Genomic DNA, 20506 nt, shown 5'->3' with positions numbered 1-20506 from the left:
CATATCATTCCTGTGAAATTTTGTTAAAATTGTAAAAAAGGAAGGGGTTGGTAGGAAAGTATGGATATTTTATCTTTTGAAAACGTTCAGTTTGTCCGTCAGCAGAACGTATTGTTACAGGACATTGATTGGCGAATCAAAGCAGGTGAAGATTGGGCAGTTTTAGGATTGAACGGTGCAGGGAAAAGTTTGATGCTAAATATGATTTCTGGTAATTTGTGGCCCTCAAGCGGGAGGTTGACGGTTCTAGGAGAAGTCTTTGGGCGGACATCGATTCCCGATTTGACGAAACGGATCGGCTGGGTGAGCCAGTCTCTGCAAGAACGAATCCACCGAGAAGAGCTTGCGGAATGGATCGTTCTATCGGGAAAATTTGCTAGTATCGGGATTTATCAGCAGGTTTCGGATGACGAAATGAAGGAAGCGAAGCAGATGCTGTCGTCGCTGGGCGCTGAAAAACTGATCGGTAAACCTTATCAGGTGCTGTCCCAAGGGGAAAAACAGCTAGTGCTGATCGCGCGAGCGCTGATGGCTAAACCAGAGCTGTTGATCTTAGATGAGCCTTGCAACGGGTTGGATCTATTTGCACGAGAGGATCTGCTGGCACGCATTGAGAGAATGAAGCAGGCGGCAGACGCCCCGAGCTTGCTCTATGTCACCCATCACACGGAAGAAATTTTGCCGATACTGACGCATGTTCTGATGATTCGCAACGGAGAAATTGTTCAGCAAGGCCCTCGAGACGCGCTGTTAGAAGAACCTATTTTAAATGATTTTTATCAGCGACCAATCATGATTCACGAAATGAGCAATGACCGTCGGATGGTGATTCCCAAATAGAAATCTGCTCTCAATGAGTAGATTTTTTTAGGTTTGTTAATAAGAGCTAAAAATATTGCAAAAGAGATAAGTGCCTTTTAACCCGGATTCACCCGTTGGACAATCAAGAAAAAGCTGAAGAAGCAGTCCCTATCTTTATAGATAGTCTGTCTTCTTCAGCATTTTTTGTTACTGCAATTCTGACTCTGGTACGTCGGATAAGTAGCGGGCCGCAGAGGCTAATAGGTCACTCATCTTTTCGCGATCAAAGGGAGAGTCGAGCTGCCCCAGCGCCACGGTTTCTAAAAATGTCTGACTTCCGCCGATCCGGCAAATGGCAAGATAATCCTCCCAAGTAGTCGGATCGTGTTCGACAATCGCTCGTTTCCAAAATTGCAGGGCACAAACCTGCGCTAGCGTGTAGTCGATATAATAGAAAGGCACTTCAAAGATATGTCCCTGGCGATACCAATAGATGCCGCGCTCCAAGGCATCAGATGCACGATAATCTCTTTCAGGACAATAAGTCTGTTCTAATTCTCGCCAGCATTTTTTCCTATCTGAAGCTGTCCAATTTGGATGGGCGTACACTTCTTCTTGAAAATGGTCAACCAGCGCGCCGTAAGGTAAAAATTGCAGTGCACTGCTTAAATGGGCATATTTATACTTCTCACTGTCCGTCCCAAAAAAGTTGTCCATCCAGGGCCACGTCAGAAACTCCATACTCATAGAATGGATCTCTGCGGTATCCGAAGTAGGAAAGACCAGCTCTGGTTCTCTGATCCAACGAGATAAATAGCTTTGGAAGGCGTGGCCTGTTTCATGGGTCAAGACATCGACATCATCTGAAGTGCCATTGAAATTGGCGAAAATAAAGGGCATTTGGACTTCGTCAATGAATTCGCAATACCCGCCGCTCTGTTTGCCTGGACGGCTGACGAGATCCATCAGCTCCTGATGGATCATTTGGTCAAAGAAGGCGCCTGTCTCACTTGATAATTCATGGTACATCTTTTGTGCACGTGCCACGAGCTCTTTGTCGTTTCCTTGAGGACGTGGATTGCCCTTCGGATAGACGAGGGGCAAGTCATAATGCAGAAGCGTATCGACGCCGAGACGTTCCTTTTGACGGCGGTAAAGGGTTTGATTGATCGGTACGACTTCCTCAATGATAAATTGGCGAAAGGCTCTTAAAGCGTCTCTGTCGTAGCTCCAGCGATTCATCAACCGGTCGCCATAGTCAACATAATTATCAAACCCTAAATTTTGGGCTTGCTGATGCCGCAAGTGCACTAACTGATCATAGAGGTTATCAAAGTCCTGTTCATGTGTGACAAAAAACTCCTCGTAGGCCTCATGAGCCGCTTTTCGAATGGCCCGATCCGGATCACTGAAGAAAGCAGATAATTCGGACAACGTGCAGGTTTTTCCGTTAAATATTATTTCGGCTGAAGCAATCAATTGCGTATAGTGGCTGATAACGTCATTTTCTTTTTGCATCAGTTCGATGACCGAGTCGTCTAACAGCCGCAATTGGTCCTCCGCAAATAGAAAAAGTGTTGTAGGAAATTCTTCCTCCAATTCAGATCGGAAAGGGGAGGTTAGTAACGCTTGATAAAAGCGATTGTGGATCTGTTCGACCAAAGGTGTGTGATGATCCCAATACTCATTTTCTCCGCTGTAATAGCTGTCTTTTGTATCGATCGAGTGACGAATGTACGCCAATTTCATGTATTTTGACATTTCGCCCCGCAGATGGTCCAATCGCTCAAAGGCCTGCTTCGCCGTTTCATAATCGCCAGCTTCAACAAATTGCTGGATGGCCTGATCGACATTCGTTTCATAGCGCGTCAAATCAGGGCGTATATAGGTAATATCTGAAAAAATCATCCGTGAACCTCCTTGTAATCAAAGAATGTACCTTATTATAACAAAAAACCTGCCAGCAGCTCGCTGACAGGTCCTTCCTGTTTTATGAATTCATCAATAGCTCAGTGTTCAATAACTCGTCGATTGGCGTGTATTCCATACCTAAATCGTTGGCGACTGCCTCGATCGTTAATTTACCACCGTATGTGTTCACTCCGCGACGCAGGGCTAGATTGGTTTTCAAGATTTCTTCTAGCGGATTGTTAGCCAGCAGGTTTGCATAAGTCATCGTGCTGTTGCTCAAGGCGTGGGTAGCGGTCTGCGGCACAGCACCTGGCATATTGGCTACCGCGTAGTGGACGACGCCTTCTTTGACATAAGTCGGATCGTCGTGGGTGGTCACTCGATCTTCTGTTTCAAAAATACCGCCTTGGTCAATGGCCACATCGACGATCACGCCATGATCCGGCATAGTCGCTACCATTTCCTTTGTTACTAAAGTCGGCGCTTTGTGCCCTGGAATCAAGACAGCCCCGATGACTAGATCCGCTGTCTTCAAGCATTCCTGAATGTTGAAGCGGTTAGACATCATAGTTTGTACGCTGTTGCCGAAAATAATATCCAGTTCCTTCAAACGAGGCACACTGACATCAAGAAGCGTCACGTTAGCCCCGAGTCCGACTGCGAGCTTCGCGGCATTCAACCCAACGACACCGCCGCCGATCACCACGACATTGCCGCGTCTCACACCGGGAACGCCAGAAAGCAAGATGCCTTTGCCGCCATTGACACGCTCTAAGAAGTTCGCGCCGATTTGGGCCGCCATTCGTCCTGCGATTTCACTCATTGGCGCTAGTAAAGGCAGTGTGTTGTCCGCAGGCTGCACATTTTCATAGGCGATCGCGTTGACACCGCTGTTTACTAGGGCATCTGTTAACGGTTTGTTTGCAGCTAAGTGTAAGTAAGTAAATAATAATAATCCTTTACGGAAATACTGATATTCTTCTGGAAGGGGCTCTTTGACCTTCATGACCATCTCGGCTGCCCAAACATCTGCAGCATTCTCGATAATGGTAGCGCCTGCCGCAGTATACTCATCATCTGAAATGGCGGAACCTTTACCGGCATTCGTTTCTACTAATACTTGATGGCCGCGATTGGTCAAATCAAATACGCCAGATGGGGGCAGGGCAACACGATTTTCATTGTTCTTGATCTCTTTTGGAATTCCAATAATCATTTGACACACTCCTTCTTTGCTGATAGTGGGCGAATTGAATTCGCTTACAAAGTTATTGTACAAGACTTTTCCCGTTATTCAAATAAGAATTTAAGAAGTTTTTCTGGCAGAAGGGTCATTGTGACCAAATGGTACCCTTTACATATTCTCATTTTTTTAGCGACGGACATGCCTCTTTGTCAACGCCGTTAAAAAGTTATTATTTCTATAATAACAAATAAAATATTTGCGAAAGCGGAGATTACTAGGGATAATAAGAGTCAAGATATTAAGGAGCGAGAACACTATGTCAGATAATCAACGAATCGATCAACTAAAAGAGCAGGTCAGCTTTCTAGAAGCGCGCTTGACTCGTTATGAGGAATTGCTTCATGGTTCAACGTTGAAGCGTGTACTATTTGGAGGAGGACGCCGAGCCAAACTGAGTATCATTGAAATCGTGGTTGCGGCGATCGTCTTTTTATATACATTATTACGAATAAATACAGGAATTATTTTTGCAGTGATTATTGGCTTGTCAGCCGTCGTCATCCTGTATTCCTTCGTCGAATTGAATGTCATCCGCAAAAGAAACGGGACCGAAAAATACCAACGAATGATCGACAGTTTAACGGCGGAGAAGGCCTCGATGGAAAAGGAACTGGCACGTTTAATAGCAGCTAAAAATGGACTTGAGCAGTAAGCGCTCAGGTCCATTTTTATGCGTATACTGCTTTACTTTTTTGCTCGTTCATTTGGTCCACCAAGCTTTGGATCTTATTCAAGGACTGGACACTTGGACACAGCTCGACTGCGATGATCGGCGTCTTGCAGCGGGGGACATCGAAGGTCGAACTGCTGATCACTAAATCATATTCTTCAAAGACATCCCGATAACTTCTTTTATGTATTTGGGTAACATTTATTTGATGGATGGCATAATTTCCGCGGATAGAAAGGCGCAAAAGCTCCGTCAGCAGGCTTTCCTGCATTTTTGAATCCGTGGATACGACCAAAAGATTGACGGGTTTTTCTGATTTTTTCATTCCGTTCAAGCAGCTTGGGATCGTGGCGATGATTTGGTAAATATAATTTTCGACAAATTCCGGTGAACGAAACAACTGGTATTCTTCCGTGAAATCAATCACTAGATTACGCAACTGATGGACACAATGGGCGTGAAAGGTCTCTAAAAGCGTGATGCAATCCTTCTTTGGATCTTGCAGCACGCTGATGAACTCCTTTGTTCTAGCGTGAAACAGGTGCTGATTGATCAAAATGATAATGAGCTGTTCCTGCTGCTCCTCGTTCAATGGCGTGACAAGCATACCGCTGAGTCGCTCCACTAGTTCGTAATGGACCTCATAGTGAAAGGCCAGCGCATGGTTCGTCAGTAAAACATGGTTCTTCTGTTCTTCCCCTAGCAGAAAAAGATCGGAATAGAGCAGCCAGAAGCTGTCCTTCATCACATCATCTAAGTACACCAAATGCAATTCCTTCCGTAAATAGGGACTAAAATTTTTGATGGAGCGATAGCTTGGCGGCACGATCGCCGTTGATCTCAGCTTCCGATACATCATCCGGTGCCCTCTGGAGATTCGCACCAAACTAACAAAAAAGGTGATGCTCAAACGATTGTATTGCCCTAAGGACACCGATAAGTGATTCTTTTCGATCATGGATCGAACGACACCATCGCCAAATTTGAAAAACTCCATACTGAAACGGGTATTTTCTCGAACCACCTTTTTTTCTGAGAAGTATAAAAAAAACAAATGACGGATCGCTACTTCATCCCCGACAATCCGAAAGGGACGTCGGTAAATCGTTATTTTCCATTTCGCTAACGCATCTTCCACTTTTTTCATTGTGTATTGAAGGTTGGATAAGCTGCAAAAGGCTTTCTTAGAGAGTTCCTTCAGGGTATAGCTCTCTTCGAAAAGGAGGGCCTCCAAAATTCTGAAGGCCAATGAATTATTCAGCATGGTTGAAAAAATCACATCGATCGTCGCATTGTCCTTTAATTCCAATTGATACAGACTGCTGTCTCGCGTGATTTTGTAATACTCACTTTGTAGATTGATGGATCGAATATCGCTTAAAATAACCGGTATCGTACAATCCATCAATTTTGCCAATTCCTCGCTGGAACGAGGGTGTTTGGAGTAATAAAGCAATTCGATCATTTGTAGCTGTCGCTGACTTTCTCGTTTAAGTAGACGGCGTAAGTTCATTAAATTGTTCCTTTCGTGAGGGGAGCGATTCATATTGATTAATAAATCGTTGAATACGCTCAAAATCTTTTGCCGTTGGATAGGTATTGACCGCGATCAACGGGCAGGCTGGCATGAGATCTGGCATGGTCACATTTGTGACGATCAGATCGTATTGCTTGGTCAATTCATTTAGTTGGTCTTGTTTTATAAAAGGCGTTTCAAAGTATTCATATTGAACCGAGCCTTTAATAAAAGCAGGAAACGTCGCATGCCAAAAACGTTCCTGAGTTGTAGAAGTATCAGATAATAATAAGATCTTGATTGGCTTATCAGAGTCAACCAAACGCTGCAATAAATTGTCAATGCTCGTAACCAGGCAGCGAATATATTTTGGGATAAAGTCTTCGCGTTCCTGAGGAATCAGAAATCTTCTGACGATGTCTTCCAACTTGCGGATCTCGCGACTAAATTTGTTGTCAATCAGATCCACCATGATTTGATCCGTTTCCTGCAGGATGTCCATGGTTTTTTTGTGAGGATAATAACAAAACAATTCATTCCCCAAGAGTCTCAAGGCTTCGACTATTTCGGATTGAGAGAGCGGAACCGCCAATAGACGACTCACTTCTTCTAATAGCAAATGATGAAGCTCATAAAATTGCGCTAAACGCTTGTTTCTTTTATGTGCCAGTGACTGCTGTTGCCGATTTAAAATAAGCTGATGGGAAAACAACGGCCACAAGCATTCTCTTAATTGAAGATCGGAGAAGTCCAATCGCAATTCACGTTTGAACAATCGAGTCATGTATTGAAGCCTGCCAACATCCGGGATGATCAGACCGCTGTCTAAAGGAAGATCGCTGATGTACTGCCCACATTTTTGACGCTGCAGGCCGATCAGAAAACTATGCATCAATTGAAAATGGATCGTCATATTGTTTTTGATGTGATTGTCATCCAATATTTTGCGGATCAATCGATCGACTACTTTGATGATTTCTTTGGAAAAAGGATATTCAGTAAAAGCAAGCCGCGATTCTTTAAAAAATAAATAATAAAGATGACGGACCGCGTTCTCATCGCCGCCAAGCCGGATAGGGCGATGCTCAACAGAGATATCCCAGCCGGTTACTTCACTGTCAATGGATTTCAAATAGCGCTGCATATTGGAAAAACTACAATTTAAACGATTCGCTGCAGGCTGGATGCTGCTGCTTTTCTCGAAGAAGAGACTACGGATCGTCTGATACTCCAAGCTGGTGCGCAGAATATAGGCATACACGGTATCGATCGTCGCATAAAAATCAAAATCCACCGTGTAGACCCCTTTGATTTTCGTCACCTTCAGCGGCAAGGGCTCGCTATTTAAAAAACGAATATCACTGATCAGTGCCGGTAGTGAACACTTTAATTTGTCCATTAAATAATCAGAAGTAACAATTTCTTTTGAATAGTATAATTCTTCAACCAGTCGTAGACGTCTGGTCGTTTCCTTTTTCATTAACCCTCTTAGATTCATATAATCGTACCCCTTGAATTTTTTTTATTTAATATAATGTTCAAAAAGGGGTAATACAAGCCTTCAAACCTTATTATTATCTTATTTTCGTTATTTCACTAACTCCCGATAAGAATTATTATAAACTAGATTCGCGATTTGATAAGGCTTTTTAACTATAAATTTAAAAATATTTGAATAAATTTTTTATTTTTTAATTTCTATTAAACAAAAAAGAAAGAATTGAAAAAAGCAGAAAAAGAGTGTTAACGGTTGCCTTTCTATCCAATAACGAATAGAATTGTCTTTGGAATACATTAAAAAAGATTGTGGAGGCTATACATTATGATCAATAAACAAAGTTTAGTTGAACAAGTAGCAGAAAAAACTGGATTGACTAAGAAAGACGCAACATCAGCTGTAGATGCTTTATTTGAAGGAATCCAATCATCATTAAAAGCGGGCGAAAAGGTTCAAGTCATCGGCTTTGGGAACTTTGAAGTACGCGAACGTGCCGCTCGTAAAGGCCGTAACCCTCAAACAGGTGAAGAAATCACGATCGCAGCAAGCAAATCACCAGCATTCAAGGCTGGTAAGCAATTAAAAGACGCTGTAAAATAGTCAATGAACGCCCGCTCATCTGAGTGGGCTTTTTTTGTCCCAAAAAGTTGTGAAAAGCATAAAAAAGTCTAAAAAAAAGTTTGTGAATTAAATTTTTCTTGTGTCTTTTGAGCAAAAAGAGTATATCTTAAAACAGTAAAAAAAATGGAGGACACCCATGTTTAATTTTTTGCCACATTCAGTTTTGCAGATGAGTACGATCTTTCTATCGATCGTGATCGAAGCGATTCCCTTCGTTTTATTAGGGTGCATCATTTCAGGTGCCCTGCAGGTTTTCTTGACCCCGGAGAGAGTCCAGAGGATTCTACCAAATAACAAATTCTTGGCTATTGTAGTGGGTTCATTTTTAGGATTCTTTTTTCCTTCATGTGAATGCGGGATCGTGCCGATCATCACACAGTTCATGCGTAAAGGGGTGCCTGAGCATACAGCCTTCGCATTTATGGTCACGGCTCCCATTATTAACCCGATTGTGTTGTTCTCAACATACATCGCTTTTGGGAATAGTATGAAATTCGCGCTTTTACGTGCGGTAGGCAGCTTACTTGTCGCGTTGCTTATTGGCTCTTGGCTGGCTTATTTCAAGCACGCGCCGATATTAAAGAAAGAATTGCACCTTCATGAAGAAACACACGAGCCCGAAACGAAAAAGACTTTTCGCAGCAATAGCTGGTCCGTGCTTACCCATGGGATTGATGAATTTTTCGATACGGGGCGCTATCTGATCATTGGTTCGCTGATCGCCAGCGGGATGCAGGTTTACCTGCCAACCCACTTTATGCTGCAATTGACTTCGACAAAAATCGTCGGAATTCTAGTCATGCTTATTTTGGCTTTCACAATGTCTCTTTGCTCAGAGGCCGATGCGTTCGTAGGCTCTTCTTTGTTGAGTCTTTTCGGAACAAATGCGATCGTGGCTTTTCTAGTCTTCGGTCCAATGGTAGATATCAAGAATTTATTAATGATGAAACGCAGCTTTCACACGAAATTTATCATTCAATTGATTGCTTTGATCAGCGTGATCGTTACGATCTACGCGTTCGTGATATAGGAGGAGACCCATGATACGCTTTTTAATTTTATCCGGCTATTTTGAATTGATGATGTATTTGCAGGTTTCCGGCAGATTGGATCAATATATCAATGTCCATTATCGCTATCTGATTTTCTTAACGATGTTTTTATCGTTAGTATTGGCCTTGGTCCAATTAAAAATTTGGGCGGGAAGCGAGAAAAAGGGGGCACATGATCCTTCTCATCATGACCATGCGGGACATGACCATGGACTGTCAAAGCCTTATCAAAGAGCAATTGCTTATCTTCTACTGGCGCTGCCTTTGGTGGTGGGGACACTGTTTCCAACGATCAGCTTAGATACGACGATCGTTGAGGCAAAGGGCTTCAGCTTCCCAATCAGCAAAGAGTCGGTGGGAGATCCCGAAATGACGACGCAATATTTAAAACCCGATACAAGTATTTATTACAATAAGAGCGACTATAATGATCAAATGACGAAACTAATGAAAAAATATGAGACCGATCAAAAATTAGAAGTGACCGATGATAACTATCTAGAAGTAATGGAATTAATTTACAATTATCCAAATTCCTTTGTCGGTAAGACGATTTCCTTTAACGGTTTCGTTTATGAAACAAAAAAAGACACCCAAACCTACGATTTCTTGTTCCGATTTGGGATCATTCATTGTGTGGCTGATTCCGGCGTTTTTGGCTTGATGACCAAACTGCCGCCAAACATATCTGTAAAAAATAATGAGTGGCTGCATGTCGAAGGGACGATCACGCTGGATTTCTTTGAACCCTTTCAGCGGCAGATTCCATCAGTTGCTGTAACGAAAGCAACGACTATCAGCGCACCAAAAAATCAATACGTGTATCGCGCGTTTTAAAAAAACAATGCAACACGTTTATCCCCCTGCGTATACGCAGGGGGATCGTTGGCGTCTCGTCATGGATCACGCCCCCGCAGCCAGTGGTTGACGAGGGCGATGATCAGTCCCACGAAAAGAGGGGCGAAGACGGATCGAATCAGATCGCTCACGAATGCATCACCTCCTTTCCGTGTGGGAGGGTGTCACAGTGAGCGACAGGGTATTTTTTCTGCGCGTTTTACGAAAGAGGATGCGAAAAATTTGCGAGGTTATTCCTGCTGCTTACTCTTGTGAAACAGCCTATTTAACAGCCGTTTTCGCGGCTTGGGTGGAGAGGACGTCACTTGGTTGGATGACGCCTCGTGAGCTTTCGACTCACTGACAGTCGGGAGTTGTTCGACGTTTTTGTGCGTGGCTCCGATTGATGGTGCTTTTATTATTAATGACTGTTGGTTGACTTGGTTGTCTGATCCGTCTGTCAGTGTGACTGTCGGAAAGACCGGCTTCGGCGCGCGTTTGGCTGTGACAGGGACTGTTTGAGATACTGGTTCAGATATTGCTTTACGTACTGCTTTAGATGTTGCAATACCCGCCACAGGAAAGCAGGCGGCAGGATGCTCAGATGCCCCATTTTCTGCGTGTTTATCAAAAATCACGGTCTCTTTTTTCGTCACGATCTTTGCTGTTACGACAGTATCAAATAGTTTTACGCCGTCTTGTTCAAAGATATTTAAGGTCGTCAGGAGTTCGCAAGCTTCTTTGATCTCGTGGGCAGGCAGGGTCGTGTCGATGTTTTTATAGGTCCAGCGATGATTCTTTCCATTGCCTTTCGTGAAGGTTGTTACTAAATCATGGGTCATCTTCGTCATCCTCTCTCGTTTTTTTGATGGGCAGAAAAATCATTAAACTCACGGTTCGTTTGTTTCTTCAGGACGGGCAGTAGCAATTAACGAACGCAAAACAGCCAACGCTTTTTGTCCGAACTTTCGGATCGGAAACGTCCGCAAGGTCAAGGATTGCCATTCAGGTGCCATGAAGTAATCTTGGAAATAGTAGAAGAAGCGCTTCATGGTGCGGGTCGCTTTGGTTTCTAAGAAGACTTTGCGGACCAGATCCCGCAGAATGTCCTTGAACTCTAATGCCCCCAGCTTAAAGCGCACCCGTAAAGCCAAGGCATACTTGATCGTCAAGCTGCTGTTTTGCGTCGTATAGTAGTGTTCGGAAATTCGTTTTTCAAGTGTTTTTGGTGTCATAGAAAAAAGCTGACGGTGGGTCAAAATTGGATCATTCATGGGATCTGTTCCTCCTTCTTAAGGTAAATGATAGTTTCGATCGTATTGATTGTATGTTACAAGTTTAGGCGCTTCTTTTTTTCGAGTCTTTGTTCCATTAATTCTTGTAGCTAATTGCCTAATTTTTGATTCCTGTGTTTTTCTCTAGTAATCAGGTTGCTGTTCCGGCCGGTGACTATAAGATAACGGATTTTCAAAAAGAAAGCGAACCGCAATTTCGATGGTTACTCCCGAAAATCGAGTATTTGAGAAGGGTAAACGTTGATTTATCAATAGGCAATACTCTAAGTTGGATAGAAATATTCGAAGTTGCGCATTGACAGCGGATAACAAAAAAGACTAAGATGGAAGGTTTTTACTGATCGGAGAGGGTAAAGCAGTCTTATTATCAAGACATGCTACCGTTGAGGCGGGATGAGCACCATCTTTATAGCTAGACGAGGCGGATTTCATAGGAAATTCGCCTAAAAGTCATTTTTTTTTTGCAAAAAATCAAAACCAGTAATCATACATACCTTGAAGCATAGCTTTGGAACAACGGTATCACTACCATAACAAGGGTAACTATATGTCTTGCGCAGCCGGTCAATTAATTAGGCGTTGACGAAGGTCCCATCGTCTTACCTAAGTGGTGAGCCGTTCTCATATTTAGTATAATAGAAAGAAAAACAGAAGGAATAACGATGACAAACAAAATTTTTCTAGTAGAAGATGACGTAACAATCGTTTCTGTGATTCAGCAGCATTTGACACAGTGGGGATTCACATGCGTAAGAGCGACGGATTTCCAAAGGGTCTTTGAGGAGTATCAAGCAGAGCAGCCGGACCTGGTCGTCTTGGATATTTCGCTGCCTTTTTTCAACGGCTTTTATTGGTGTCAGGAGATCCGAAAAGTATCGGAGGTGCCAATTATTTTTCTTTCGTCGGCTAAGGATCAGATGAATCAAGTAATGGCTTTGAATATGGGGGCGGACGAATTTATTGAAAAGCCGTTTGAATTGAGTATTCTTCAGGCAAAAATCCAAGCGCTGTTACGGCGTAGTTATCAATACGGCCAGCAGCTAACCTACTCCTTTGGATCGTATCAGTTTTTGCCGTCAATGAACCAGCTTCGTTCATCGGAGGATCATCTGCCTTTGACGCCGAATGAGTCACGCATCTTGAGTGTCCTATTTGCTGCGCAGGGACAGGTCGTTCCCCGCGAGCAAATCATTGAGAAGCTGTGGCAGAGTGATGATTTTATTGATAACAACACATTGGCGGTCAACCTGACACGTTTACGAAAAAAATTAAAGGATTTTGGCATCGACAGCCTGATTCAAACGGTCAAAAATAAAGGGTATTTGATCGAGGAGACGCCATGAGACGACTAAAAGCCTTTCTTTTTGAGCGCCGTGTCCTCTATGGCATGTACATTGTTTTCTGGGGATTGATTTGCCTAACGACGTTTCTCCACGACGCGAGTTTTGTACCGATTTGGGATAGCCTATTGTTTACGCTGTTTGTACTGGCGGTCTATTCCATCGTTTCCTTTTATCGCTTTTCTCGAAAACAACAGCAACTGGAGTTGTTGGCAACGAAAGATTTGCAGGTGAGCAATCTGCTGTTTTTACCTAAGGCCGAAACGCTGGCAGAAGAAACGTATCAACAAACTTTGCAGGTTGTTTTAGAAAGTAAGAATCAGCAGCAAAAGGAGCTGCAGCAAAGACAAAAGGCGATGATGGATGATTTCGGGCTTTGGTTGCATCAGATCAAGACGCCTGTCGCGGCTTTAGACTTAGTGATCCAATCAGGCCAGTTGGACCCTCGAACGATGAAAAATGAAGTGTTTAAAATCAATGAGTACCTGCAAATGATCTTGAATTATATGCGGCAGCATTTAGACCAGACAGACTTTGTGTTTCAGCAACTGTCTATCGAAGCGATCGTTAAAACCGTTGTTAAAAAATACGCGACCTTTTTTTCTCAAAAAGATTTGAGTCTGCAGCTTCAACAACTGGAAGGCACTGTTTATTCGGACCAAAAATGGCTGATATTTATTTTGGAGCAAGTGATTTTCAATGGCATCAAATATACGGAGAACGGCACGATCAAGATTTCTTTTGTGAAAAATCAGCTCACGATTCAAGATACCGGTATCGGCATTCGATCGGAGGACCTGCCGCGGGTCTTTGAAAAAGGGTACACAGGAATAAATGGGCGGGAACAGCAACGAGCGAGTGGACTGGGGCTGTATCTTAGCCAGCAGGCGGCTGAAAAATTGGGCTGTCGCATACTTATCGACTCTCAGGTAAATAAAGGAACAACGGTAACGATCGTCTTTCCTGAGGAAATCCCTGCCTTCGAATAAATCCAAACTTTCATGATTGTAAGTTTGGATTTCTTTTCGTAAGTCGTGTTTTTTTAGAGAAGGTTCTATGATGAAGTAGAGGAGCAAACGAGCAGCTTCAAGCTGCTTTACTGCTATCAAAAGAACTAGGAGGATGCCGCAATGACTGAATTATTACAAGTTGAGAGCGTCAAAAAGATTTATCAAACACAATTTAAAGGGCTGCCGGTGGAGGCACTGCGGACGATCAGTTTTTCTGTTGACGAGGGGGAATACGTCGCGATCATGGGGGAGTCAGGTTCTGGAAAAAGCACCTTGTTGAATTTGATCGCGACACTGGATAAGCCGTCTTCTGGGAATATTTTATTAGATGGAAGAAGCTTGAATACCATCAAGGAGAAAAACGCGGCTGCTTTTCGGCGGGATCATTTAGGCTTTGTGTTTCAAGATTTTAATTTATTAGATACTTTTTCGGTCAAAGACAATATTTTATTGCCGCTAGTGCTATCTCGCACGCCAGTCAAAGAGCTGTCAGGCTTACTAAAGCCCATTGTCAGCGCTCTAGGAATCGAAAAATTGATCGAAAAGTTTCCTTATGAATTATCAGGCGGGCAAAAGCAGCGGGTCGCCATTGCACGAGCGATCATTACTGACCCTGAACTGCTTTTGGCAGACGAGCCGACAGGGGCGCTGGATTCTAAAACGTCCCAACAGCTCCTTCAGGTTTTCCAACGCTTGAACGAGAAGGGGCAGACGATTTTGATGGTGACCCACAGTTCGATCGCCGCGAGCCATGCCAATCGGGTTCTTTTTATTAAGGATGGACAGCTTTATCATCAGTTGTATCGTGGAAACAAGGCCAATCACGAGTTCTTGGAGACGATCAATGAAACACTGACAGCCTTACTATCAAAGGAGGCGTAGCAGATGTTTTATGCAAAATTAGCATTGACGAACTTGAGAAAAAATCATCGCGGCTACTTGCCCTTTCTGCTGTCGATGCTCTTTCTGGTAGCTGTAAACACGATTTCGCTAATGCTCGTTAAAAATGAGGGAATGCGTACCTTGCCAGGGGGAGCTTCCGCAAGCACGATGTTCGGATTAGGACAGGTGATCATTATTATTTTTACGGTCATCTTCTCGTTTTATACGAACAGCTTTTTATTGAAACAACGAAAAAAGGAACTGGGACTGTACAATATTTTAGGCTTAGGAAAACGGGAGATTTATCAATTGCTGCTGTGGGAATCCTTGTTCAGCTTTCTTTTAGTGATCATCAGCGGCGTCATCACAGGCTTGGTGTTGGCAAAATTTTCTTTCCTTGTTTTGCATCGGATGATCGGTGCGGGAGTGAACTTTGTTTTTTATACGTCTTTTGTAAGCATAGGGCTTCTCGTGGCTTTATTCGCTGCGGTCTTTCTTTTGTTATTTGTGATCAACTGCATTCACATCCATCGAACCAATCCCATTACTCTTTTACAGGGAACCAAAAAAGGCGAAGAGGAACCAAAAGCTCATTGGCTCTTGGCACTCATCGGGTTGGGCTGTTTAGGGAGTGCGTATTGGATCGCGGTGACCATTGAGGCGCCATTAGCCGCTTTGTCACAATTTTTCATCGCGGTACTCTTAGTAATCATAGGGACGTATTTCTTATTTACGACAGGGAGCATTGCGTTACTAAAGCTTTTAAAGAAGAACGCGGGATTTTACTATCAAACCAATCATTTCATTTCTATTTCAAGTATGATGTATCGAATGAAGCAAAACGCAGCAGGGTTAGCAAGTATTTGCATCCTATCGACCATGGTCTTAGTGACCGTTGCGACGACGACAAGTCTTTATATCGGAAAACAGGATGTCGAAAACGGTCGTTATCCACGGGATATTTCCATTTCAACGAATCAGCACCCGGAGAAGGTAGAAAAGATAATCGAAGACGTTCGTAAAGAAGATAGTCTGTCGTTTTCTGACAAAGTCTATCTGACGTCAACGCAAAGTATGATGTTTTTGAAGAAGGAGAACCGGTATCAATACATTGATATAGAGGACTTTTATCGGGTGAAATCAGCGAAAGTTGCGATGATGCTTTTCATGACTGCGCAAGAATACGAGAAGCAAACCAATCAAAAAGCAGAATTATCTCAAGACGAGATCTATTTTTACCCAGTCAGCGGTACGCATTCAGGAAAACAACTGACATTGAGTGATCAGACCTTTCAAATCAGAAAGCGCATTGACGCCTTTCCAGGTATCAATCAGCAGGTCGAATTGACGGATTCTTTTGTTGTCGTGATGGCCAATCAGGAAGTGATCGATCGCTGTTTAAAAAATTGGCTGCCCAAAAATGCAAAGAGTGAATTGCATCTTCCTAAATACAGCTTCTCTTTCAATTTACAGAACAGCGGTGAAAAGCAGCAATTAGACGTCGCACATACATTGAGAAATCGACTGCAGCAGGAAGTAGGCGTTGAAAACTTTAAATTTGACGACAAAGCGACTTTTGTTTCTGAGAATCGCCTCATCACCGCAGGCTTCATGTTTTTAGGGATTATTTTTGGCGGAACGTTTATTTTAGCAACCGCGTTGATTATCTATTACAAGCAAATTTCTGAGGGATTAGAGGATCGTGAACGCTTTGAGATTCTGCAAAAGGTGGGGATGAGTCATCAGGAGGTCAAACGAGTGATCAGCAGTCAAATTCTGATGGTGTTCTCCTTCCCATTACTTATGGCGATCATTCATTTGTGCTTTGCGTTTCCTTTGATCAAGAAATTACTGATTTTATTTGGTTTGGTAAACGGACAGCTTTTCTTGATGGTGTGCGGAGTCGTGACGATCGTCTTTGCCATCTTGTATTTCATCGTGTATCGTCTGACGGCGAGAAGTTATTATCAATTAGTTGAACGAAACGCATAAAAAGGCATTGGTCGTTTGTCGACCAATGCCTTTCGCTTTATAAAAGATAGGTGCGATCAAAGGTGATCACTAGTTTTGCGGGTTCCCCTTGTGAAATGAAGCGGGCGCTGATTTGATCCTGTAATTCCGAGTTCGATACTTTCTTTAATTCTTCAGGAACTACCAAGTCAAAATAGATCGTTTCAGGCGTGGTGGTCTTATCTACCCTCAAGTCATGAAAGCGAAGGTGTTGATGGCTTTCTTTTAAAACCTTTTTTAGTTCCGGCGCAATCCGTTTGAAGTCTGGATCGTCAAGAGGGTAGGGGTCCACGTGACACACCAAGTCAACGCCTAAATTTTCTTTGACCTCGTATTCGATGGAATCAATCACCTCATGAGCGTGTGACAAGGTCCAATCCTGATCAACCTCGATATGGACAGACGCAAAGATGCTGTTTGGTCCATAGCTGTGAATCAACAGGTCATGGTATCCGATAATATTAGGAAAATTATCGAGGTGCTTCCGAATGGCTAATACCTCGGTATCTGGCGGGCGAACCCCCATCAAATCATTGATAAAGCCTAAGATCATTTTGACCCCTGAGTAAATAATGTACAGAGCAATCAAAAAACCGATATAACCATCGATACGCCAACCGCTGAACCATTCAATGATCGCGGAGATCAAAACAGCGATGGTCGTATACACGTCATTAATACTGTCCTGCGCAGTGGCCTTTAACGTATCTGAATGAATTTCCTTGCCTAATTTTTGATACATAAACGATTGCCAAAATTTCATTAAAATGGATAAAATCAAGACGATATAGACAATCGGAGTCAGCAACACACTGCTGGGATGAAGAATCTTAAGAAAGGAACTGTCCAAGAAACGGATGCCGACATAGGTGACTAAAATAGAAATAATAAAGCCGCTGATGTATTCAAACCGTTCATGTCCGTAGGGGTGTCCTTCGTCAGCCGGTTTTCCGGCAATCTTAAAGCCTGCTAGGGTGATAATTGAAGAGGCGGTATCTGACAAGTTATTCATGGCATCTGCCATGATCGAGACGCTTCCTGAAATAGAACCGATAAAAAATTTAGCTAAAAAAAGCATGAGATTAGAGATCAACCCTAAAATCCCTGCTAGTATGCCGACGCTTGTCCGTTTGTTGCCTTTCCAGCGTTGGGTAATTTTGTTTATTAAAAATGGTAACATCGTAATCATCCTTCTCAAATCAATTAGTACCAGTATAACTGAAAGTTCTGACAATAAGAAGTTAAATCTACTGATGCATATTATTTTAGGTAAACTCCATTTATTTGAAGTTTACCTAAAAATAAATGTAATTTTTTGACGATTTTTAATAAAAAATTTGCAGATATCTCAGCCATTTAAAATGTAAACACTTTATAATGTAGTTGTAAAGGGATTCAAAAACGGGAGGATCAAACATATGGAGAACCATGTAGATATAACCTTATGGAAAATTCAAACGAACAACGTTGTGACAGCGCTAGATGATTTTATTGAAGATTGGAAAGTTTCAAAGAACAGTGACCTTGATGAGTACCTGCGCAGCTACCCAGGGTATTTCAAGAGTGACGAGCCGACACGAGAAGCTATCCGTCTTGTTTTGGGCTATGCGAAAGAGTTAATGGATGGCAACCGTGACTGTGTTGGATTTTATGAAAATAAGATTTGGCGCACAGAAAGCGGCGAAAGTGTCCGGATGACCCATTTCCACGAGCGCTCCATCTCAAAATTGATGCAAAAAATCGTGAAGGATCGAGCGTGCGAAGAGAAATAACAAGTGAAGATCCTTGCTCTGGCGCGAGTGAGCAGCTTTTATTCATTGAATGGATTAGGTAGAAAAGCAAAAGGGTTGAAAACGATTTCTTGACGTGGTATATTGTCAGTGGTTGACAGACAAACAAGCGAAAGGCAACCTCCTACTTGGAGTGTGCCTTTTTTTTGTGTCTAAAAATGGAGGAGGAAGAAACGATGACCAAAATTTTTGTAAGTCCATCAGATTTCATATTAGGAAAAAATATCTTAAAAACTGGGAAAGACTATTTAACGAAATTCGGAACGAAGCCCTTTTTATTAGGCGATTCTTTCGTCATGGAAATGGTCGGGAACGACTTTGCTGATTATCTCAATGGGGAAGAATTTGATGTGCAGAAGCAGGTGTTTGAAGGGGAAGCCTCGATGGCAGCGATCGAGAAGTTCACCTCTCAAACTAAAGAATTGGCGGCGGACTTCATTATCGGAATCGGCGGAGGAAAGACGATCGATACCGTGAAAGCCGTGGCCCACAATCTATCCATCCCACTAGTAATCATCCCCACCTTGGCGTCAACAGATGCGCCGACATCGCGAATGTCTGTTATTTATAAAGAAGACGGCAGTTTAGAAAATTATTTGTTCTATGGAAAGAATCCTGATTTGGTCATGGTAGATAGCCAAGTCGTCGCAAATGCCCCTTCTCGATTCTTAGCCGCTGGATTTGGCGATGCGTTATCCAGCTGGATCGAAGCGAGAGCCATCAAAAAAGCCGAGCAGTCTACGATATTGCAAGCCAATCAAACATTGACCTCACTTGCCATCGCGGAAAAATGTGAGGAAATCATCTTTAACTATAGCCGTCAAGCCATCCAGGCGAATGAAGCGAAGGTCGTGACGCCCGCATTAGAATACGTCATTGAGGCGAACATCTTAATGAGCGGACTGGGCTTTGAAAGTGGAGGAACTTGTGCGGTTCACCCGATTCAAAATGCCTTTCTCGTTCTTGGTCGCGGCAAAAACTTAATGCACGGCGAACGTGTGGCGTTTGGTATTTTGTGCCAATTGATGATGGAAGGGGTAGAAACGGAAGAATTCGATCGTTACCTTGAGCTATTATTGGAATTGAATCTGCCGACTACTTTAGCCGATCAAGGGCTTGAGGATATTACTGCGGATGAATTAAGAGCAGTTGGAGAAACGGCGACGGCCCCATGGGAGTCTATCCATAAATTGCCAGCCGAAGTCTCTGCGGAGAGTGTGATAGACGCGATCTTAGCAGTGGATCGCTACGTGAAGGCGTACAAAGAGAAACATTAATATTGACAGCGCTTTCCTCTGTGGGCTACTATCGATCTACAGCACCCGATCTACACCACCGTTTTACAACTTAACAGGGGGAAAAAAGATGGCTTATTTGAAAGAATTGATTGAGGACAATCCGGTAATCCCGGCTATTAACCATATGAAGCAGATCGATGAAGTGATCGCGCTTGATGCGGAGGTCGTTTTCGTACTATGCGGCGACATCATGAGCTTGCCAAAAATCGTCAAACGCTTAAAGGATGCAGGCAAGACCGTTTTGATCAACATCGATTTGATTGATGGTCTGGCAGGAAATCGAATTGCTGTCGACTATATTCGGCGCACGGCGAAGGCAGACGGCATCGTCTCTATGAAGGCAACCTTGATCGTTGAGGCGAAACGGTTAGGCTTGATGACAGTCCATAGCTATTCTATGATGGATTCGCGCTCACTGATCGCTTTGAAAAAGCAATACCAGATATCAAACGCTGACGTGGTTGAGATCATGCCTGGCTTGATGCCTTCAATCATCAAGCAGGTGAATGAAGCGGGACCAACACCTGTGATCGCCAGCGGACTGGTCTGTGAAAAGCAGGATATCTTAAATGCGCTGAATGCCGGCGCGATCGGTATCTCAACGACGAATAAAGAGTGCTGGAGCATTTAACAATTAAATAGTAGAAACTGACAGGTTGCTAGAAACGAGGGAAAGGCAGGCTCTTCATTGAGTGTGCCTTTTTTTATTTTAAAAATTAGGAGGAACTA

General features: G+C 43.1%; 20 protein-coding genes. 12 read left to right on the top strand and 8 right to left on the bottom strand.

The window, feature by feature from the left end; translation table 11 throughout:
• Positions 1–60: 60 nt before the first annotated feature.
• On the top strand, positions 61–840 hold the full coding sequence (locus tag IGI66_RS16080) for an ABC transporter ATP-binding protein (protein WP_438849574.1): 780 nt from the start codon (positions 61–63) through the stop codon (positions 838–840).
• 168 nt (positions 841–1008) lie between these two features.
• On the opposite strand, the gene IGI66_RS16075 is transcribed toward IGI66_RS16080, so the two are convergent.
• Entirely contained in the window at positions 1009–2709 is a 1701-nt protein-coding gene (locus tag IGI66_RS16075; protein ID WP_438849573.1) for a M3 family oligoendopeptidase, read from the bottom strand.
• 82 nt (positions 2710–2791) lie between these two features.
• Complete coding sequence (gene ald, locus IGI66_RS16070) at positions 2792–3928, bottom strand: alanine dehydrogenase (RefSeq protein ID WP_010779338.1); 1137 nt, start codon at positions 3926–3928, stop codon at positions 2792–2794.
• A gap of 286 nt (positions 3929–4214) precedes the next feature.
• Here ald and IGI66_RS16065 point away from each other — a divergent pair, with 286 nt between their 5' ends.
• Complete coding sequence (locus IGI66_RS16065) at positions 4215–4610, top strand: hypothetical protein (protein ID WP_438849572.1); 396 nt, start codon at positions 4215–4217, stop codon at positions 4608–4610.
• A 16-nt stretch (positions 4611–4626) separates the two neighbouring features.
• Here IGI66_RS16065 and IGI66_RS16060 read toward each other — a convergent pair whose 3' ends face one another.
• Both IGI66_RS16060 and IGI66_RS16055 read right to left on the bottom strand, forming a co-directional pair.
• Positions 4627–6141 (bottom strand): helix-turn-helix domain-containing protein, encoded by a 1515-nt coding sequence (locus IGI66_RS16060; RefSeq protein ID WP_010779336.1) that lies wholly within the window; start codon positions 6139–6141, stop codon positions 4627–4629.
• Complete coding sequence (locus tag IGI66_RS16055; protein WP_438849571.1) at positions 6119–7642, bottom strand: helix-turn-helix domain-containing protein; 1524 nt, start codon at positions 7640–7642, stop codon at positions 6119–6121. The genes IGI66_RS16060 and IGI66_RS16055 overlap by 23 nt, the downstream gene beginning before the upstream one ends.
• A gap of 324 nt (positions 7643–7966) precedes the next feature.
• On the opposite strand from IGI66_RS16055, the gene IGI66_RS16050 reads away from it, so the two are divergent.
• The 3 genes from IGI66_RS16050 to IGI66_RS16040 all read left to right on the top strand — a co-directional run bounded on the left by IGI66_RS16050 (position 7967) and on the right by IGI66_RS16040 (position 10152).
• Positions 7967–8242: an HU family DNA-binding protein gene (locus IGI66_RS16050; protein ID WP_010779334.1), complete on the top strand. Its 276-nt coding sequence runs from the start codon at positions 7967–7969 to the stop codon at positions 8240–8242.
• 157 nt (positions 8243–8399) lie between these two features.
• On the top strand, positions 8400–9293 hold the full coding sequence (locus tag IGI66_RS16045) for a permease (protein ID WP_010779333.1): 894 nt from the start codon (positions 8400–8402) through the stop codon (positions 9291–9293).
• A gap of 10 nt (positions 9294–9303) precedes the next feature.
• The gene (locus IGI66_RS16040; protein ID WP_438849570.1) at positions 9304–10152 is read left to right on the top strand and encodes a TIGR03943 family putative permease subunit; all 849 of its coding nucleotides are present in this window, start codon (positions 9304–9306) and stop codon (positions 10150–10152) included.
• A gap of 59 nt (positions 10153–10211) precedes the next feature.
• On the opposite strand, the gene IGI66_RS16035 is transcribed toward IGI66_RS16040, so the two are convergent.
• The 3 genes from IGI66_RS16035 to IGI66_RS16025 form a co-directional block, all read right to left on the bottom strand.
• Entirely contained in the window at positions 10212–10304 is a 93-nt protein-coding gene (locus IGI66_RS16035; RefSeq protein WP_438849569.1) for a type I toxin-antitoxin system Fst family toxin, read from the bottom strand.
• Between the two features lie 99 nt (positions 10305–10403).
• Positions 10404–10994 (bottom strand): DUF2922 family protein, encoded by a 591-nt coding sequence (locus IGI66_RS16030; RefSeq protein WP_438849568.1) that lies wholly within the window; start codon positions 10992–10994, stop codon positions 10404–10406.
• 48 nt (positions 10995–11042) lie between these two features.
• Positions 11043–11426, bottom strand: coding sequence for a hypothetical protein (locus IGI66_RS16025; RefSeq protein WP_438849567.1), 384 nt, complete (start codon positions 11424–11426; stop codon positions 11043–11045).
• Between the two features lie 683 nt (positions 11427–12109).
• Here IGI66_RS16025 and IGI66_RS16020 point away from each other — a divergent pair.
• The 4 genes from IGI66_RS16020 (at position 12110) to IGI66_RS16005 (ending at position 16671) form a co-directional block, all read left to right on the top strand.
• Positions 12110–12790 (top strand): response regulator transcription factor, encoded by a 681-nt coding sequence (locus IGI66_RS16020; protein ID WP_438849566.1) that lies wholly within the window; start codon positions 12110–12112, stop codon positions 12788–12790.
• Complete coding sequence (locus IGI66_RS16015) at positions 12787–13776, top strand: sensor histidine kinase (RefSeq protein WP_438849565.1); 990 nt, start codon at positions 12787–12789, stop codon at positions 13774–13776. The genes IGI66_RS16020 and IGI66_RS16015 overlap by 4 nt, the downstream gene beginning before the upstream one ends.
• Positions 13777–13917: 141 nt before the next feature.
• Complete coding sequence (locus IGI66_RS16010) at positions 13918–14679, top strand: ABC transporter ATP-binding protein (protein ID WP_438849564.1); 762 nt, start codon at positions 13918–13920, stop codon at positions 14677–14679.
• Between the two features lie 3 nt (positions 14680–14682).
• Entirely contained in the window at positions 14683–16671 is a 1989-nt protein-coding gene (locus tag IGI66_RS16005; RefSeq protein ID WP_438849562.1) for an FtsX-like permease family protein, read from the top strand.
• A gap of 37 nt (positions 16672–16708) precedes the next feature.
• On the opposite strand, the gene IGI66_RS16000 is transcribed toward IGI66_RS16005, so the two are convergent.
• Positions 16709–17869 carry a cation diffusion facilitator family transporter gene (locus IGI66_RS16000; RefSeq protein WP_438849560.1) on the bottom strand — a complete coding sequence of 387 codons (1161 nt, stop codon included), beginning with the start codon at positions 17867–17869 and terminating at the stop codon, positions 16709–16711.
• 238 nt (positions 17870–18107) lie between these two features.
• Between IGI66_RS16000 and IGI66_RS15995 the strand changes: the two genes are divergently transcribed.
• From IGI66_RS15995 to IGI66_RS15985, 3 genes are all read left to right on the top strand, one after another.
• Positions 18108–18461: a hypothetical protein gene (locus IGI66_RS15995; RefSeq protein ID WP_071875837.1), complete on the top strand. Its 354-nt coding sequence runs from the start codon at positions 18108–18110 to the stop codon at positions 18459–18461.
• A 194-nt stretch (positions 18462–18655) separates the two neighbouring features.
• Complete coding sequence (locus tag IGI66_RS15990) at positions 18656–19756, top strand: glycerol dehydrogenase (protein WP_438849559.1); 1101 nt, start codon at positions 18656–18658, stop codon at positions 19754–19756.
• A gap of 88 nt (positions 19757–19844) precedes the next feature.
• Positions 19845–20408: a glycerol-3-phosphate responsive antiterminator gene (locus IGI66_RS15985; RefSeq protein ID WP_438849558.1), complete on the top strand. Its 564-nt coding sequence runs from the start codon at positions 19845–19847 to the stop codon at positions 20406–20408.
• The last annotated feature ends 98 nt before the right edge of the window (positions 20409–20506 follow it).

Origin of the sequence: Enterococcus sp. AZ048 (genome assembly GCF_051715125.1) — a bacterium.
Taxonomy (GTDB): Bacteria; Bacillota; Bacilli; order Lactobacillales; family Enterococcaceae; genus Enterococcus_A; species Enterococcus_A gilvus.
Note: the sequence above shows the minus strand (reverse complement) of the source record. Positions and strands in the feature narration are given on the sequence as shown.

Coding starts and splice junctions, on each gene's coding strand:
- IGI66_RS15990 (WP_438849559.1), top strand. CDS start 18,656: ATGACCAAAATTTTTGTAAGTCCATCAGATTTCATATTAGGAAAAAAT.
- IGI66_RS16065 (WP_438849572.1), top strand. CDS start 4,215: ATGTCAGATAATCAACGAATCGATCAACTAAAAGAGCAGGTCAGCTTT.
- IGI66_RS16080 (WP_438849574.1), top strand. CDS start 61: ATGGATATTTTATCTTTTGAAAACGTTCAGTTTGTCCGTCAGCAGAAC.
- IGI66_RS16010 (WP_438849564.1), top strand. CDS start 13,918: ATGACTGAATTATTACAAGTTGAGAGCGTCAAAAAGATTTATCAAACA.
- IGI66_RS16050 (WP_010779334.1), top strand. CDS start 7,967: ATGATCAATAAACAAAGTTTAGTTGAACAAGTAGCAGAAAAAACTGGA.
- IGI66_RS16030 (WP_438849568.1), bottom strand. CDS start 10,994: ATGACCCATGATTTAGTAACAACCTTCACGAAAGGCAATGGAAAGAAT.
- ald (WP_010779338.1), bottom strand. CDS start 3,928: ATGATTATTGGAATTCCAAAAGAGATCAAGAACAATGAAAATCGTGTT.
- IGI66_RS15995 (WP_071875837.1), top strand. CDS start 18,108: ATGGAGAACCATGTAGATATAACCTTATGGAAAATTCAAACGAACAAC.
- IGI66_RS16020 (WP_438849566.1), top strand. CDS start 12,110: ATGACAAACAAAATTTTTCTAGTAGAAGATGACGTAACAATCGTTTCT.
- IGI66_RS16040 (WP_438849570.1), top strand. CDS start 9,304: ATGATACGCTTTTTAATTTTATCCGGCTATTTTGAATTGATGATGTAT.
- IGI66_RS16025 (WP_438849567.1), bottom strand. CDS start 11,426: ATGAATGATCCAATTTTGACCCACCGTCAGCTTTTTTCTATGACACCA.
- IGI66_RS16055 (WP_438849571.1), bottom strand. CDS start 7,642: ATGAATCTAAGAGGGTTAATGAAAAAGGAAACGACCAGACGTCTACGA.
- IGI66_RS15985 (WP_438849558.1), top strand. CDS start 19,845: ATGGCTTATTTGAAAGAATTGATTGAGGACAATCCGGTAATCCCGGCT.
- IGI66_RS16045 (WP_010779333.1), top strand. CDS start 8,400: ATGTTTAATTTTTTGCCACATTCAGTTTTGCAGATGAGTACGATCTTT.
- IGI66_RS16000 (WP_438849560.1), bottom strand. CDS start 17,869: ATGTTACCATTTTTAATAAACAAAATTACCCAACGCTGGAAAGGCAAC.
- IGI66_RS16015 (WP_438849565.1), top strand. CDS start 12,787: ATGAGACGACTAAAAGCCTTTCTTTTTGAGCGCCGTGTCCTCTATGGC.
- IGI66_RS16060 (WP_010779336.1), bottom strand. CDS start 6,141: ATGAACTTACGCCGTCTACTTAAACGAGAAAGTCAGCGACAGCTACAA.
- IGI66_RS16005 (WP_438849562.1), top strand. CDS start 14,683: ATGTTTTATGCAAAATTAGCATTGACGAACTTGAGAAAAAATCATCGC.
- IGI66_RS16075 (WP_438849573.1), bottom strand. CDS start 2,709: ATGATTTTTTCAGATATTACCTATATACGCCCTGATTTGACGCGCTAT.